General features: G+C 67.2%; 17 protein-coding genes. 9 read left to right on the forward strand and 8 right to left on the reverse strand.

What is annotated here, in order from left to right; all coding sequences use genetic code 11:
* Positions 1–241 (reverse strand): DUF192 domain-containing protein (locus Q0Q36_RS11365; protein ID WP_293798236.1); only part of this gene is annotated, 241 nt, incomplete at its 3' end.
* 205 nt (positions 242–446) lie between these two features.
* Between Q0Q36_RS11365 and Q0Q36_RS11370 the strand changes: the two genes are divergently transcribed.
* Together Q0Q36_RS11370 and Q0Q36_RS11375 are read left to right on the forward strand one after the other, a co-directional pair.
* Entirely contained in the window at positions 447–2,285 is a 1,839-nt protein-coding gene (locus Q0Q36_RS11370) for a hypothetical protein (protein WP_293798238.1), read from the forward strand.
* Positions 2,275–2,988, forward strand: coding sequence for a CatB-related O-acetyltransferase (locus Q0Q36_RS11375; protein WP_293798240.1), 714 nt, complete (start codon positions 2,275–2,277; stop codon positions 2,986–2,988). Before Q0Q36_RS11370 ends, Q0Q36_RS11375 begins: the two co-directional genes overlap by 11 nt.
* On the opposite strand, the gene Q0Q36_RS11380 is transcribed toward Q0Q36_RS11375, so the two are convergent.
* The 5 genes from Q0Q36_RS11380 to aspS are packed head-to-tail and all read right to left on the reverse strand — an operon-like array spanning position 2,960 to position 7,395.
* Positions 2,960–4,006 (reverse strand): acyltransferase, encoded by a 1,047-nt coding sequence (locus Q0Q36_RS11380; protein WP_293798241.1) that lies wholly within the window; start codon positions 4,004–4,006, stop codon positions 2,960–2,962. The genes Q0Q36_RS11375 and Q0Q36_RS11380 overlap by 29 nt on opposite strands.
* Complete coding sequence (locus tag Q0Q36_RS11385; protein ID WP_293798243.1) at positions 4,003–4,884, reverse strand: glycosyltransferase family 2 protein; 882 nt, start codon at positions 4,882–4,884, stop codon at positions 4,003–4,005. Before Q0Q36_RS11385 ends, Q0Q36_RS11380 begins: the two co-directional genes overlap by 4 nt.
* Before the next feature lie 42 nt (positions 4,885–4,926).
* A complete protein-coding gene (locus tag Q0Q36_RS11390; RefSeq protein WP_293798244.1) occupies positions 4,927–5,235 on the reverse strand; it encodes a hypothetical protein in 309 nt (102 codons plus the stop codon).
* A 7-nt stretch (positions 5,236–5,242) separates the two neighbouring features.
* Entirely contained in the window at positions 5,243–5,611 is a 369-nt protein-coding gene (locus Q0Q36_RS11395; RefSeq protein ID WP_293798245.1) for a hypothetical protein, read from the reverse strand.
* A gap of 5 nt (positions 5,612–5,616) precedes the next feature.
* Complete coding sequence (gene aspS / locus Q0Q36_RS11400; RefSeq protein ID WP_293798335.1) at positions 5,617–7,395, reverse strand: aspartate--tRNA ligase; 1,779 nt, start codon at positions 7,393–7,395, stop codon at positions 5,617–5,619.
* Positions 7,396–7,537: 142 nt separating this feature from the next.
* On the opposite strand from aspS, the gene rnd reads away from it, so the two are divergent.
* Positions 7,538–8,677, forward strand: a complete 1,140-nt coding sequence (rnd, locus tag Q0Q36_RS11405) for a ribonuclease D (RefSeq protein ID WP_293798246.1) — start codon at positions 7,538–7,540, stop codon at positions 8,675–8,677.
* A gap of 132 nt (positions 8,678–8,809) precedes the next feature.
* Here the strand turns inward: rnd and fliP are convergent, their stop codons facing one another.
* Together fliP and Q0Q36_RS11415 are read right to left on the reverse strand one after the other, a co-directional pair.
* The gene (gene fliP, locus Q0Q36_RS11410) at positions 8,810–9,532 is read right to left on the reverse strand and encodes a flagellar type III secretion system pore protein FliP (RefSeq protein WP_293798337.1); all 723 of its coding nucleotides are present in this window, start codon (positions 9,530–9,532) and stop codon (positions 8,810–8,812) included.
* Between the two features lie 206 nt (positions 9,533–9,738).
* A complete protein-coding gene (locus tag Q0Q36_RS11415) occupies positions 9,739–11,079 on the reverse strand; it encodes a flagellar biosynthetic protein FliO (RefSeq protein ID WP_293798247.1) in 1,341 nt (446 codons plus the stop codon).
* A gap of 218 nt (positions 11,080–11,297) precedes the next feature.
* Between Q0Q36_RS11415 and flgB the strand changes: the two genes are divergently transcribed.
* The 6 genes from flgB to flhB all read left to right on the forward strand — a co-directional run bounded on the left by flgB (position 11,298) and on the right by flhB (position 14,694).
* The gene (flgB, locus tag Q0Q36_RS11420) at positions 11,298–11,699 is read left to right on the forward strand and encodes a flagellar basal body rod protein FlgB (RefSeq protein WP_265060122.1); all 402 of its coding nucleotides are present in this window, start codon (positions 11,298–11,300) and stop codon (positions 11,697–11,699) included.
* A 17-nt stretch (positions 11,700–11,716) separates the two neighbouring features.
* Positions 11,717–12,127: a flagellar basal body rod protein FlgC gene (gene flgC / locus Q0Q36_RS11425; RefSeq protein WP_293798248.1), complete on the forward strand. Its 411-nt coding sequence runs from the start codon at positions 11,717–11,719 to the stop codon at positions 12,125–12,127.
* Positions 12,128–12,171: 44 nt separating this feature from the next.
* Positions 12,172–12,495 carry a flagellar hook-basal body complex protein FliE gene (locus Q0Q36_RS11430; RefSeq protein ID WP_265060124.1) on the forward strand — a complete coding sequence of 108 codons (324 nt, stop codon included), beginning with the start codon at positions 12,172–12,174 and terminating at the stop codon, positions 12,493–12,495.
* 24 nt (positions 12,496–12,519) lie between these two features.
* Entirely contained in the window at positions 12,520–12,786 is a 267-nt protein-coding gene (fliQ, locus tag Q0Q36_RS11435) for a flagellar biosynthesis protein FliQ (protein WP_265060125.1), read from the forward strand.
* Positions 12,787–12,863: 77 nt separating this feature from the next.
* Positions 12,864–13,619, forward strand: coding sequence for a flagellar biosynthetic protein FliR (fliR, locus tag Q0Q36_RS11440; protein ID WP_293798339.1), 756 nt, complete (start codon positions 12,864–12,866; stop codon positions 13,617–13,619).
* 7 nt (positions 13,620–13,626) lie between these two features.
* The gene (gene flhB / locus Q0Q36_RS11445) at positions 13,627–14,694 is read left to right on the forward strand and encodes a flagellar biosynthesis protein FlhB (protein ID WP_293798249.1); all 1,068 of its coding nucleotides are present in this window, start codon (positions 13,627–13,629) and stop codon (positions 14,692–14,694) included.
* Positions 14,695–14,703 lie beyond the last annotated feature (9 nt).

Below are 14,703 nucleotides of genomic sequence, written 5' to 3' on the forward strand. Positions count from 1 at the left end.
CGAACAGCATGCCGCGATCGGCCGGCATGTAATTGCGGAACATCAGGCCCTTCGCGCGCTGGTCCGGCGTGCGCATAACCTCGACCTGGAAGGCGTGGCGCGTGCCGCCGCTGACGATGACCAGTGATTCGAGGCCGGCGCCTCCGGCAGCCGCGGGCTGGCCCTGGGCCTGCAATCCGGCCGGAGCCAATGCGATCAGCGCCAGCGCGACGGCGGCGAGAGCGGTTCTGACGGCATGCATCGTTTCTTGACTCCATGGCGGCTATCGCCGGTTCTGCTCTAGAAGCGGCCGATGGCAAATCTTCGGCAGATGGCCGCCTTCGCCGCCTTTCGGTCAAGCCTTTCGTCATCATATGAATGCGGGATGCCAGACCACATTGGCTGACGGCTTTCTTTCGTCACCCGCTTGCGGCAGTTTCGCCGGCCTAATGAAGTAGGAGATATCCATGATCGTTGCGCGCCCTCGTCGGACGACGCACCTTGCCGGCACGGCCCTGGCGGCCATCCTGATGACCTTCGCGTCCTCGGCCTGGGCTGCCGATTTCCAGCTCGACAATGTCAAGATCGACCTCGGCAAGCTGGTCATCAACGCACCGAAGATCGCGATCAAGGGCTCGACGCTGGAGAAGGATGCTTTCCTGGCGCTGTTCACCGGCGCATCCGCCAGTGAACCGGCCGCTGCACGGGCAGCAAAGCTCAACGCGGCCGAGATCAGCGCGCCGGAACTCTCGCTGGTGCAGACGGTCGGCGACCAGAAGCAGACCACGGTCTATCGCGACATCCGCTTCACCGATATCCGCGAGGGCAAGATCGGACACGGCGAATCGGCGAGCGGCAGCATCACGGCCGACGGCGGCGCCACCGGGCCGATGAAGGGCGACTTGAAGCGCACCGCCTTCGACGCTTTCGACCTGCGCCAGATCGCGCGCGTCCTGACCGAGAAGGCCGCGGCCGGCGCAAATGAAGCGATGCTGCCGATCATCGGCAATTTCGAGCAGGACGGCTACAGCCTCGACATGGGCAAGGCCGGCAAGATGTCGCTCGGCCGCACCACGGCGCGCGGCTTCGCCGCCAAGGTCGGCCCCGAGCCGCTGCTCGACGTGTTCTCGCGCCTGGCCAAGGCAAGCGAGGAGGTCGAGAGCAAGCAGGGGGACAAGAAGGCCAAGGATTCCGAGAAGTCGCCCGCCAAGACCGACGCCGAACGGCAGCTCGGCCTGTCCATGCTCGCGCTCTTTGACATGTTCGAATATGGCAGCGGCGAAGCGCGCGACCTCGTCATGAACATCAGCGCCCCGCCGAAAGCCGGCGCCAAGCCGGAAGCCGTCGACATGCGGATCGCCCGCATGGCCTTCGGCGAGGACACCCCGGCGAAATCGGGTTTCGCCATGGAAGGCCTCCAGTTCCGCTCGGGCGAGGCCAAGGGCGGCGTCGATTCGATCGCCTATTCCGGCTTTAAGTTCGGCTCGGTCATCAGCGAGCTGCGCGCGGCCCTGAATGAGCCGGACAAGCCGATCGAGGAGGGCGATTTCCGCCGCTTCATCCCGACGATCGGCACGGTCCGCCTCGCCGGCATCTCGATCGACGCACCCGCGATCATCACCGGCAAGGAGCCGGTCAAGATCTCGCTCGGCACCTTCGAGATCAAGGCGGGCGAGCAGCTCAACGGCATCCCGACCAGCCTCGCGCTGACGATCGACAAGCTCGTCACCCCCGTTTCCGAGGCGACCGGCAACCCGGCGGCCAAGGACATGATCGCGATGGGCATCCGCTCGCTCGACCTGTCGGCCAAGCTGGATCTGGCCTGGGAAGCCGCAAAGAACGAGATCGCCATCCGCACGCTCTCCTTCGGTAGCGCCGGCCTTGCCCAGATCGAGGCCTCCGGCACGCTCGGCAACGTCACCAAGGACCTGTTCGCCAGCGATCTCGCCCTCGCCCAGGTGGCGGCGCTCGGCGCGACCGCCCGCAACCTCCAGGTCAAGGTCCAGAATTTCGGCTTGGTCGAGAAGCTGATCGAGAACGAGGCCCGCAAGTCCAAGCGCAAGGCCGATGAGGTCCGCCAGCAGTTCACGATGGTCGCGAGCCTCGGGCTTGCCGCGATCCTCGGCCCGTCCGACGGCGCCAAGGCCGTGGCCGCTGCGGCCTCGCGCTTCGTCGCCAAGCCCGGCACTCTGACAGTCCAGGCCAGCGCCAAGTCGGCGACCGGTCTCGGCCTCGCCGACGTCATCACCATGACCGAACCGACCGAGATCTTCGACAAGATCGACCTCAAGGCCGATGCGCAGTGATGAAAAGGGCGCTGTCGCGTCCGAAGACCGCGAGTGGCGCCCATCAGGCCTTGAGGCCTGGTGGGCGGGCCTGCCGCCAGTCCCGCGCGGCTGGTTGCGCAAGCGGCTGAACCCTGACAACCAGACCCGGCTGCATCTCGCGAAGCTCGTCGCGCGGAGGCCGGGTCAGTTCGTCATCGGGCCGTATACCTATGGCCGCCCGAAGGTGCGCTTTCCCGAGAGCGGCGCCCGGCTCGTGATCGGGCGCTATGGTTCGATCGCCGACGGGGTCGAGATCCTGCTCGGCGGCAATCACCGCCTCGACTGGGCGACGACCTATCCCTTCCCCGCCCTGCGCGGGCTCTGGCCTCAGACTGCAGGCCTGACCGGCCATGATACGACCCGCGGCGACGTGGTCATCGGCCACGATGTCTGGCTCGGCTCGCAATGCATGATCATGTCGGGCGTCACCATCGGCCACGGTGCAGTGGTCGCGGCGCGCGCCGTGGTCACGCGCGACGTGCCGCCCTATGCGATCGTTGCCGGCAACCCTGCCCGCGTCGTCAGATTGCGCTTCGACGAGACGCGGATCGCATCCCTGCTCGAAACCTCCTGGTGGAACCGCCCGCGCCCCGAGATCGAGCGGCTGATCCCCTTTCTGCTCTCCGAGCGGATCGACGACTTGCTGGCTGCGCTCAGGAGCCGCCCATCAGCCGGCGCTTGAGGCCGAGTGCCGGCTTCTCGATCAGGAACCAGGACAGCGCCGCCACGACGAGTGTCACGGCCAGCGACGGCCACAGCAGGGACGCCGCACCCAGCGCCGGATAGAGCGCATGCAGCGCCTGCTGCACCGGCCAGCCGTAGAGATAGACGCCGTAGGAGAGATCGGCCGGCGGCTCGACCGAGCGCCGCGTCAGGGCCGGCGCGAGCGCCAGCACGAGAATGCCCCAGGCGGTGACGAGAAAGAGCGCTGCCTTGTAGAGCGGCGTGAGGGAGAGCAGCACCAGCGCGGCCAGCGCGACCATCAGCAGCGGCAGCGAAAGCGGCACTTTCTCGCGATAGAGATAAACCACCCCACCCGCGAGGAAGATCAGCGGCAGGCGCAGCGCCGTCTCGGTGCCCTTCGCCCCATGCGGCACCAGCACCTCGCGCAGGACGAGGGCGAGCGTCAGCGCCAAGAGCGCAGCCAGCGCGAGACGCGGCCGCGCCAGAAGCCCGGCAAGCCCCGCGGCGAGTACGCCGAGATAGCACAAGGTCTCGTATTTCAGCGTCCACACCGTCCCCAGCGGAAACGGCAGCGGGTTGTTCTCGAAAACGCCCGGCAAACCGGCAGCGCTCTTGAAGGTGGTCAGCGTGCCCGTGATGAAGCGCCACAGCCGCGGATCGCGGAAATAGGCTGAGACGTCCAGCGTCGTCATCGACGCGCCCAGCACGAGCGCAACGAGAAGCGTAGCCGCGATCAGCCCCGGCGCGATCCTGAGCAGCCGCGCCACCACATAGTCACGCCAGCCGCGCCTGACGAAGCTCATCGTCACCAGGAAGCCGGAGATGGCGAAGAAGCCGTTGACGGCATGCTCGCCCAGCGTGAACCCGGTCGTCTGGAACCAGGGCTCCAGCTCCACCCGCCCGTCGGTGACGCTGAAGGCATGCGACACAACGACGGCAAGCGCCATGATCAGCCGGAGCAGGCCGAAATTATTGTGCGGGTTGGCCAGCGCCTCCGCGACCGTGGGCCGGCTCATGGCATCTCCCCCAGCCCTTCATGGGCCAATGCCGTCTCGCCGCGTCGCCAGGCCCTTGCTCCGGCGGCAGAGCCTGCATGCGCGAACATCTTCTCTCGCTTCAGCAGCAGCCCGTAGCCCGCAGCTTTCCCCGCATTTTCCAGCATTCGAATCGGCCCCGGCCCGGCGAGCCCGTATTTCCGGGCGATGTAGTGCTCGGACCAGGCCAGGTGCCAGCGCGCCTTGAAGCGCCGCTGCGGCGACGGCGCCGTCGAGCGCCCGCGCCCATGCCGTGCCTCGGCGCCATGGACATGGACGAGCGCATGGCCGGCATCGCGCATGCGCCGGCACAGATCGTCATCCTCGTAGAACAGGAAGATAGCCGGATCGAAGCCGCCGAGCGCCACGAAGACCTCGCGCCGGATCAGCAGGCACGCTCCCGACAGGAAAGGCAGGCAGGCGTCTCCCTCCGGGATCGCCATCGCGCCCGAGCGATTGAGATGCGGTGGCGAGAGCAGTGAGCGCGGCTGAAGGAAGACGCGGCCGGACGGCTCGACGATGCGCGGCGCCAGCATCCCGGCATCGGGATAACGCTCGGCTGCTTGGAGCAGTGCCACTGCGGCACCACGCCCGATTTCCAGGTCCGGATTGACGATCAACACATAAGGGGTGTCGGCAGCAGCCACGCCGATATTGTTCGCCCGGCCATAGCCCTCGTTGCAGGCATTGGCGATCACCCGCGCGCCCTTCGCCGCAGCGATCGCGCGGCTGTCATCGCCGCTGGCATTGTCGACCACGATGGCCGGAATGCCCTCCCCGGCCAGCGCGTCGAGGCAGGCGGGCAGGACATCGGCGCTGTCATAGCTGACGACGATGGCGGTGATGGCGGCGGCGGGCATTGCCGCCTTGTGGCCATGTCAGAAGGCCGGACGCAAGCGATTTCAGCGGCGCGCGAGCGCGCCGATCTCGCCCTTGATCCGCTCGCGCTCGCTCGCTTCGCAGCGATGCGGCGCCTTGTAGGACTTCACGGCATAGCCGGCATTGGCCGCGATGAAACGCGGCCGATCCTGCCGATCGAGCCGTGCGAGAATCCGGCTGCGATCGACCGGCAACCCGCAATCATAGGCGCGCGACACGGTCGCGGCGGCATATTCCACCGTGCCCGGCACCGGCCCGGCGACCGTGCAGGCACCGACCGCGGCGAACGAGGCCGCAGCGGCGGCGAGCTTGAGGATCGAGGGCATCGGCACGGGCAGCTCAGAGCGTGTCGAAATCCCCGGCGCGGATGCGGCCCATGCGTTGCTTCAGCTCCGCACGCTCCTCCGCGGTGCAAGCGTGAGGCTGCACACTCTGGTTGATCGTCTCGGCCTCGGACACGCCGATATAGGCCGAGCGCGCCGCCGCGATCTGCTGATCGTCGGCACCCCGCGCCTTTTCGGCCGCGAGGAAGCGGTCGAGTGTCGAGCGCTGCGGCGAGCCTGCCTTGCAGGCGATGGCGCGCGACACCGTCGTGGCCAGCGCCGAGGCACGGCCGGAGCTGCTCTCGCCGGCCGCGACACAGGCGCCGAGCGAGAGTGCAAGAAGACAGGCGAGCGGCAGCGCCCGCCCGATCGACAGCGAAGCCATGGTCGTCAGCCGTTCTTCTCGGGCAGGTTGACGCGCAGATGCGCCTCGCGCAGCTGCTTCGGCGTCGCCTCGGCCGGAGCGCCCATCAGCAGGTCGACCGCCTGCTGGTTCATCGGGAACAGCGCGACCTCGCGCAGGTTCGTCGCGCGCGCCAGCAGCATGATGATGCGGTCCACGCCGGCCGCCATGCCGCCATGCGGCGGGGCGCCATACTGGAACGCGCGATACATGCCGCCGAAGCGCTCGATCACCGTCTCTTCGCCATAGCCGGCGATCTCGAAGGCCTTCACCATCGCCTCGGGGCGGTGGTTGCGGATGCCGCCGGAGGCCAGCTCGAAGCCGTTGCAGGCGATGTCGTACTGGAAGGCCTTGAGCGAGAGCGGGTCTTCCTCGTTGAGCGCCTTCAGGCCGCCCTGCGGCATCGAGAAGGGGTTATGCGAGAAATCGACCTTCTTCTCGTCCTCGTTGTACTCGAACATCGGGAAATCGACGATCCAGGCGAAGGCGAAGGCGTTCTCGTCGATCAGGTTGAGCTCCTGGCCGACCTTGCTGCGGGCGCTGCCTGCGAACTTGTAGAACTTGTCCGGGTCGCCCGCGACGAAGAAGCAGGCGTCGCCGCCCTTCAGCCCCATCTGCTTGATGATCGCCGCGACGCGCTCAGGCCCGATGTTGTTCGCGATCGGCCCCTGGCCCTCGCCGTCTTCCTTGACCATCAGGTAGCCGAGGCCCGGCTGCCCCTCGCCCTGCGCCCAGGAGTTCATCCGGTCGCAGAAGGCGCGCGAACCGCCACCCGGCGCGGGGATCGCCCAGACGCGGTTCTTCTCGCCTTCGAGGATGCGCGCGAAGACCTTGAAGCCCGAGCCGCGGAAATGCTCGGAGACGTCCTGCATGACGAGCGGGTTGCGCAGGTCCGGCTTGTCGGACCCGTATTTGGCGATCGCCTCGGCATAGGGGATGCGTGGCCAGTTCTTCTGGACGCTCCGGCCTTCGGCGAATTCCTCGAATACGCCGGTGATGACCGGTTCCATCGTCGCGAACACGTCCTCCTGCTCGACGAAGCTCATCTCGACGTCGAGCTGGTAGAACTCGCCCGGCAGGCGGTCGGCGCGCGGGTCCTCGTCGCGGAAGCAGGGCGCGATCTGGAAGTAGCGGTCGAAGCCCGCCATCATCAGGAGCTGCTTGTACTGCTGCGGCGCCTGCGGCAGCGCGTAGAACTTGCCGGCATGCAGGCGGCTCGGCACCAGGAAGTCGCGCGCGCCTTCCGGCGAGGACGCCGTCAGGATCGGCGTCTGGAACTCGGAGAAGCCCGAATCCTTCATGCGGCGACGCATCGAGTCGATGACCTTGGTGCGCAGCATGATGTTGTTGTGCAGCTTCTCGCGACGCAGGTCGACGAAGCGGTACTTGAGGCGGGTGTCCTCGGGATATTCGAGATCGCCGAAGACCGGCAGCGGCAGTTCGGCCGAGGGGCCGAGCACCTCGATCGCCGTCGCGAAGACCTCGACCGCCCCGGTCGGCAGATTGGCGTTCTCGGTGCCGGCGAGACGGGCCTTGACCTTACCGTCGATGCGCACGACCCATTCCGAGCGCAGCGTCTCGGCATCCGCGAAAGCCGGCGAATCAGGATCGATAACCACCTGCGTCATGCCGTAATGGTCGCGCAGGTCGATGAAGAGCACGCCGCCATGGTCGCGGATGCGGTGGCACCAGCCGGAGAGGCGCACGGTCTTGCCGATGTCGCTGTCGCGGAGCGCGCCGCAGGTGTGGGAACGATAGCGATGCAGGGTCACGGGATCAGTCTTTCGGAAATGCGTCAACGGCCAGCTCAGAGGCCAGCCACAGCTTGCGGCTAACCACACGCGCGCGCCCGAAATGTCAAGAACGCCCGCGACATCCTGCGGCTCTCTCTGCTAAGACGACGACATCATGCATCTGATTTCCGATACCGCCGCGCTCTCCGCCGCCTGTGATCGTCTCGCGACCCATCCCTTCGTCACGGTCGATACCGAGTTCTTGCGCGAGACCACCTATTACCCCAAGCTCTGCCTGATCCAGCTCGCCTCCCCCGATGAGGCCGTGCTGATCGACCCGCTCGCGCCCGATCTCGATCTCGCCCCCTTCTTCGGGCTGATGGTCAACGAGAACGTCGTGAAGGTCTTCCACGCCGCCCGGCAGGACCTGGAAATCGTCTGGCTGCTCGGGCGCGTGCTGCCTCACCCGCTCTTCGACACGCAGGTCGCGGCCATGGTCTGCGGCTATGGCGACTCGGTCGGCTACGAGCAGCTCGCCAACGACCTCGCCAAGGCGCGCATCGACAAGTCCTCGCGCTTCACCGACTGGTCGCGCCGCCCACTGACCGAGGCACAGCTCTCCTATGCCGAGTCCGACGTCACCCATCTGCGCGACATCTATCTCGCCCTGAAGGCCGATCTCGACGCCAGCGGCCGCGAGAGCTGGGTCGCCGAGGAGATGGCGGTGCTGACCTCGCCCGCGACCTACGAGGTCAAGCCCGAGAACGCCTGGCAGCGCCTCAAGGGCCGCATCCGCAAGCCGCGCGAACTGCCGAACCTGATGGAGATCGCCGCCTGGCGCGAGCGCGAGGCGCAGACCCGCGACGTGCCGCGCCAGCGCGTGCTCAAGGACGACGCGCTGATGGACATCGTCCAGCGCGGCCCGCGCTCGGTCGAGGCGTTGGCCGAATTGCGCTCCGTCCCCAACGGCTTCGAGCGCTCGCGCAACGGCGCCGAAGTCCTCGCTGCGATCGAGCGCGCCGCTGCCCTCGATCCCAAGACCCTGCCCCGGCTGGAGCGCGAGCGTGGCCGCCCGACCAACGCCGCGGTGCTCGACCTGCTCAAGGTCCTGCTCAAGGCGGTGGCCGATGCCGAGCGCGTCGCGCCCAAGATCATCGCCTCCAGCGACGATCTCGACGCCATCGCCTCCGACGATCTCGCGGATGTTCCGGCCCTGCACGGCTGGCGTCGCGGCGTCTTCGGCGAGAAGGCCCTGGCGCTGAAGAACGGCTCGCTCAGCCTGCGCATCCAGCGCGGCCGGGTGGTGGTGGGCTGAGGGAGCGCCCGCCCCCAGCCGCTATTCTCGGGCGAAGCGCAGCGCAGACCCGAAAATCTCTCCTGATTTGAGGCTCCCGAGCCTCCGCGTCACGAAATGCTCGGCTCAAGCCCGAGCACGACGAGCTTCCGCTCACCCGCCGCCGTAGCTCTTTACCAGCGAGCCGGCGACCAGGCCCCAGCCGTCGACCAGCACGAAGAAGATCAGCTTGAACGGCAATGCCACCGTCACCGGCGGCAGCATCATCATGCCCACCGACATCAGGATCGAGGCCACGACGAGGTCGATGATCAGGAAGGGCACGAACAGCAGGAAGCCGATCTCGAAGGCGCGCCTGAGCTCCGAGATCATGAAGGCCGGCACGAGCACCTCGACGCCGACATCTTGCGGCTGCTGCGGACGCGGCCCCTGCGACATGTCCAGGAACAGCGAGAGGTCCTTCTCGCGGACATGCTTGAGCATGAAGGCCTTGAACGGCACGACGCCGCGATTATAGGCCTCCTGCGGCTGGATCTGGCCGGCGATCAGCGGCTGGACCGCAGTGCTGTAGGCCTCGCGCAAGGTCGGCGCCATGACGAAGCCCGTCAGGAACAGCGAGAGCCCGAGAATCACGGCGTTCGGCGGCGCGGTCTGCGTCCCCAGCGCCGAGCGCAGCAGCGACAGCACCACCACGATTCGCGTGAACGACGTCACCATGATCAGGATCGACGGCGCCAGCGACAGGACCGTGATGACGGCGATGAGCTGGAGCGCCCGCTCCGCCACGCCGCCGCCTTGCCCCAGGTCGAGCGAGAGAGTCTGCGGCAGTGCCGGCACCGTCTGGAGCGCGAGCAGCAGCGCGGCAGCAGCCAGGATGCGCCCGCCTCGAAAGCCTCTTGCTCGTCTGCCGAAGAACTTCACGCGCGCCGCCACTGCCCGACTCAACCGATCGGATGCGCCTGAGGCTAGTCACACGAAAACGCCGCGCAACCGATGCGCGGCGTCACAAGGCCGGATGGCCGACAATTCTGTTGATGGCGGCAGCCTGGAGGCAACCGGCCTTCAGGCTACAGCGTATCGCCTCAGGACTTGGCCTTGGGATCGCGGCCAAGCAGCCGGGCGAACTCGGCTTCGATCGCGTCGACCGAGAAAGGATCGATCTCCTTCGGAGCGGGCTCGGCCGCCTTCTCGGGTTCGGGCTGCGGCTTCGTCGCCTCGGCGGGAGCAGGCTCCTCCACGACCTCGTCCAACACCGTCTCGTCGACGGCCTCATCCTCGATGATCGGTTCCGGGGCCGGCGGCGGTTCGGGATGATGCATCGCGGCCGGCTTCGGCTCGGAGGACTTGGCTTCGACCGGCTTGGGCTCCGGCGCCTTCGAGAGGGGCCGATCCAGCGTCAGTCCGAGCGCGGCGGCGAGTTCGGCCTCGACATCGCTCGGAATCGGCTTCTGGCGTGGCGCAGCCACGGCGGGAGCAGGCGGTACGACCGGTGCCGGCTCTGGCTTGGACACGATTTCAGGCTCGGGCGCTGGCGGCTCGGCGAAAGGAGCGACCGCTTCGACCGACCGCGCCTTCTCCTCGGCGACTGGTGCGGGAGAGAATTTTTCGGCCGGAGCCGGCGGCTCCACCACAGGAGCCTGGCTCGGAACCGGCGCCTCGTTCGGGAGATTGGCCGGACGCACCGCGGAGAAGGGCCGCTTCAGCGCCTCTTCGAGCTGTCGCGTCATGTCATCCAACTCGCCGGCACTGACGGCGGGCTGCGGCGCATGTTCGCGGGCGAAGCTCGGCGCCGGGCCGGTGGTGACGGGCGGCGCCGGCATTGCGGGCATCGCAGGCTTGGCCGAAGCAGCGGCCGCCTCGGCCGCCGCCGCGACGCCGAGCGCGGCGGCAACGCCAGCGGTCGCGACCGTGGCTGCGGCGGTCGCCGTCACCGGCTCGACCGGAACCGAAACGGGGCGGGTTGGTAGTGGCGGCAGCAACTCCGGCCCTTCCGGGTAACCGGCGCGGCGCGCTTCCTCGCCCGCCCGCATGGCGGGTTCACTCGGGGGAACCAGCGTCTCGAACGGCGGCAGGGGCCGGTCCGCCGCGGCGGTGTCGACATAGCTCGGCGGCGCGGCCCGGCCTCCGCTGCGCATGATATTGGTCTCGACCACGACGTCGGAAGCACCGCCGATCATCAGCAGATGCTCGATATTGTCGCGCCGGATCAGGACGAGCTGGCGTTGGCGGTCGAGATCATAGGTATCGATGACGCCGAGACGCGGCTGGCGCTGCCTCCCGCCAGCCTGGCCGCGAAGCCGCAGGCGCCCGCCCTGGATCTGCCGCACGAACAGGCCGAGCAGCGCGAGGAGCACGAGAATGACGACAGAGGCGACGATCACCTTCTGCGCGGTCGAGAGTTCCAATCCGAACAAGCTCTGCAAGGTCTGCCTCTTACGCAACGGCCCGGACGGCCGCTAAGTCCCGTCCATGGTTCAACACCTTGCGTATAGCATAACGCTTTCGCTATCGGGAAACATGGTGAACGCGTGGTTAACCACACCCGTGAAACTCGCCCCTTTAACCGGATGTTAACCATGCACCCGGCAGGATTTGCCCAGTTGTCCGGCATCGCCGGGGGCGAAGACGGGGAGCGGGAGCCATGGCGAACGACGGATTCAGCGTCGGCGGCGGCCTGATGCAGGCGCTGAAGACGCGCATGCAGTACCAGCAGTCGCGCCAGAAGATCCTCGCCGAGAACGTCGCCAATGCTGACAGCCCCGGCTTCCGCCCGGTCGATCTGAAGCCGCCGAGCGTCGATCCCGCTCGCGCCCGTGTCGCGATCGCCCAAACGAATGCCGGCCATATGAGCCTGACGAGCGCCAATGGCGGCTTCGACGGCACCGGCGCCCCGCGCTTCGAGACCACGCCCAACGGCAACGCGGTCAATCTCGAGGACGAGATGCTCAAGGTCGCACAGAATCAGTCCGACTATCAGCTCGCCGCCTCGCTCTACAGCAAGGGTCTCGGCCTGATGAAGATCGCGATCGGCAAGGGGCGTTAAAGGATGGGTCGCTGATCATGGACCTGATCAAGAGCATCGCCGTTGCCGCCTCCGGCCTGCGCAGCCAGTCCGGGCGCATGCGCATCATCTCCGAGAACATCGCCAACGCCGATTCCGGCCCGGAGCGGGCCGGCGCCGAGCCCTATCGCCGCAAGGTGCCGACCTTCCAGCGCCATTTCGACCGTACGCTCGATGCCCAGCTCGTCGCGCTCGGCAAGGTCCAGCGCGACCCGAGCGCCTTCAAGGTCAAGCACGAGCCCGGCAACCCGGCCGCCGACGCCAAGGGCGACGTGCAGATGCCGAATGTGAATGCACTGGTCGAGATGGTCGACATGCGCGAGGCCCAGCGCAGCTACGAAGCCAATCTCAACCTGATCTCTTCGACGCGCAGGATGATCCAGCGCACCATCGACATCCTGCGCGCCTGACGCGCGGCTCCGAATAAAGCGCTCCAGAAGGGGACTAGACCGACATGGCCACTCCGGGTTTCGCTGCGGGCGCCTACGCCTCCATCCAGGGGATGGGCGCCGGCAATCTGATGCGCAAGCCGCTCGCCACGGGCGCAGCGGAGGCGGGCGGGCCGGATTTCTCCGCCCTGCTCGGCAAGGCGCTCGACGCCACCGCCAGCGCCGGGCGCCAGGCCGATACCCAGACCGCGAGCGTCGCCGGCGGCCGGGCCGATATCGTCAATGTCGTGACGGCAGTGGCCGAGAGCGAAGCGGCGATCGAGACACTGGTCGCCGTGCGCGACCGCGTCATCGCGGCCTATGAAGAAATCATGCGGATGCCGGTCTGACGGCCAACGGATCGGATTGAGACCATGACTTCCGGAGCCATTCTCGACGTCGCCCGCGACGGCATCGTCGTCTTCCTCAAGGTCGGCGGCCCTCTGATGGTGATCGCGCTCGCGGTCGGCCTCATAGTCTCGCTGATCCAGGCACTGACCCAGATCCAGGAGCAGACCCTGGTCTTCGTGCCGAAGATCGTCGCCGTCTTTGCCGCCCTGCTGCTGTTTCTCCCGTTCATGGGAGACGCCATGGCGGGTTATATGGGGCGAGTCGCCGCCCGAATCGCCACGGGCGGATGAGCCTGTCGCGCCTGTTGCCGGCTTTCGCCGGCACGGCACCGCGGCTCCCACCTTGGCGCGAGGGTGCCCGCGGCACGATGCAGATCGCGATCCTGCCCGAGATCAGCGCCATTTTCGTGCTCGTCTTCGCGCGGGTCGGCACGCTCGTCATGCTCATGCCCGGCATCGGCGAGCGCTTCATCTTCTCGCGGGCGCGGCTGTCGCTCGCCTTCTTCATCGCGCTGATGATCGTACCCGTGGCGCGGCCTTCGCTGCGCGTACCCGGCGACGTCTCCGGCGTCGTCACGCTGCTCATCGGAGAATTGCTGATCGGCCTCGTCATCGGGCTTTGCGCCCGGCTGGTGATGGCCTGCCTGCAGACCGCCGGCACGCTCGTCGCCCAGACCATGGGGCTCGGCTTCGCCATGACCGTCGATCCGACCGGCGGCATGCAGAACCCTTCGATCGGCAATTTCCTGACGATGCTCGGGATCACGCTGATCCTGACCACCGACCTGCACCACATCGCCATCGCCGCGATCCATGAGAGCTACCGCCTGCTGCCGCCGGGCGGCGCCGTCGACCTCACCGACACGATGGCGCTGGCGATCCGCTCGACCGCACGGGGCTTCGCGCTCGCCATCCAGATTTCCGCGCCCTTCCTCGTCTTCGGCCTCCTCTTCAATCTCGGCCTCGGCGTGCTCGCGCGGATGATGCCGCAATTGCAGGTCTTCTTCCTCGCAGCACCGGCCTCGATCATGGGCGGGATGCTGGTCCTGCTCGTCGTGATCGGCGTGATGATGAGCGTCTTCATCGACGATCTCGGCACCTTCCTGCGCCAGTTCACAGGCTGAGGAAATCATGTCCGAGGAAGCCGAAAACGAAGACAGAACAGAAGACCCGACCCAGCGAAAGCTGGAAGAAGCCACGGAGAAAGGCGACGTCCCCAAATCGCAGGAGATCGGGACCTTCTTCGTGCTCTGCGGCTTCACGCTCGCCCTGATGGTCGCCGCCGGCTGGTCGGCCCGCGAGGCGATGCTCTCGCTGCGCTCCTTCCTGATGAACGCGCATCAGGTCCCCGCCGACGGCGCCTCCTTCATGCAGGTCACGCAGCGCGGCGTGCTCACCGGCTTCATGGCGCTGGGCATGCCCTTCGCCTTCATCCTCTGCGCCGGGCTTGCCGGCGCCCTGCTCCAGCACAAGCCGCTCTGGACCTTCGAGCCGCTGATGCCGAAGTTCAGCCGGATATCGCCGATGGCGGGGGCCAAGCGGCTCCTCGGCAAGGAGGCCTGGGTCAATTTCGCCAAGGGCCTCGCCAAGACGGGGCTGATCGGCATCGTCGTCTGGTACACGCTCTGGGAACAGCACGACCGTCTCGAGGGCTTTGCCCAGATGCAGGTCGAGGCGCTGATGCCAGCGACGCTCTCCCTCGCCATCCAGCTGATGGGCGCGGTGCTCGCTCTCTTCGCCATCATCGCCATCGGCGATTTCGGCTGGCAGCGCTTCTCCTGGTACCAGCGCCAGAAGATGACCAAGCAGGAGATGAAGGACGAGTTCAAGAACTCGGAAGGCAATCCCGAGGTCAAGGCCAAGCTGCGCCAGATCCGTTCTCAGCGCGTCCGCAAGCGCATGATGGCCGCCGTCCCGAAGGCGACCGTCATCATCACCAACCCGACCCACTTCGCGGTCGCGCTGCAATACGAGCCCGGCATGGCCGCGCCCTTGTGCCTCGCCAAGGGGGTCGACGCGATGGCCCTGAAGATCCGCGAGGTCGCCGGCGAACATCGCGTGCCGATCGTCGAAAATCCGCCGCTGGCGCGTGCGCTTTATGCCACTGTCGACATCGACGAAGAAATTCCTGTCGAACACTATCAGGCTGTCGCCGAAGTCATCGGATACGTCTTGCGCCTGAAGGGCCGGCGCGCCTAACTCGGCGAG

This window comes from uncultured Allobosea sp., from assembly GCF_945957345.1.
In the GTDB taxonomy this organism is placed as follows: domain Bacteria; phylum Pseudomonadota; class Alphaproteobacteria; order Rhizobiales; family Beijerinckiaceae; genus Allobosea.

Excerpts from the sequence above, each read along its gene's own strand:
- rnd (WP_293798246.1), top strand. The coding sequence starts at position 7,538 with ATGCATCTGATTTCCGATACCGCCGCGCTCTCCGCCGCCTGTGATCGT.
- Q0Q36_RS11395 (WP_293798245.1), bottom strand. The coding sequence starts at position 5,611 with ATGGCTTCGCTGTCGATCGGGCGGGCGCTGCCGCTCGCCTGTCTTCTT.
- flhB (WP_293798249.1), top strand. The coding sequence starts at position 13,627 with ATGTCCGAGGAAGCCGAAAACGAAGACAGAACAGAAGACCCGACCCAG.
- flgC (WP_293798248.1), top strand. The coding sequence starts at position 11,717 with ATGGACCTGATCAAGAGCATCGCCGTTGCCGCCTCCGGCCTGCGCAGC.
- Q0Q36_RS11375 (WP_293798240.1), top strand. The coding sequence starts at position 2,275 with ATGCGCAGTGATGAAAAGGGCGCTGTCGCGTCCGAAGACCGCGAGTGG.
- Q0Q36_RS11430 (WP_265060124.1), top strand. The coding sequence starts at position 12,172 with ATGGCCACTCCGGGTTTCGCTGCGGGCGCCTACGCCTCCATCCAGGGG.
- flgB (WP_265060122.1), top strand. The coding sequence starts at position 11,298 with ATGGCGAACGACGGATTCAGCGTCGGCGGCGGCCTGATGCAGGCGCTG.
- Q0Q36_RS11380 (WP_293798241.1), bottom strand. The coding sequence starts at position 4,006 with ATGAGCCGGCCCACGGTCGCGGAGGCGCTGGCCAACCCGCACAATAAT.
- fliQ (WP_265060125.1), top strand. The coding sequence starts at position 12,520 with ATGACTTCCGGAGCCATTCTCGACGTCGCCCGCGACGGCATCGTCGTC.
- Q0Q36_RS11385 (WP_293798243.1), bottom strand. The coding sequence starts at position 4,884 with ATGCCCGCCGCCGCCATCACCGCCATCGTCGTCAGCTATGACAGCGCC.
- fliR (WP_293798339.1), top strand. The coding sequence starts at position 12,864 with ATGCAGATCGCGATCCTGCCCGAGATCAGCGCCATTTTCGTGCTCGTC.
- Q0Q36_RS11370 (WP_293798238.1), top strand. The coding sequence starts at position 447 with ATGATCGTTGCGCGCCCTCGTCGGACGACGCACCTTGCCGGCACGGCC.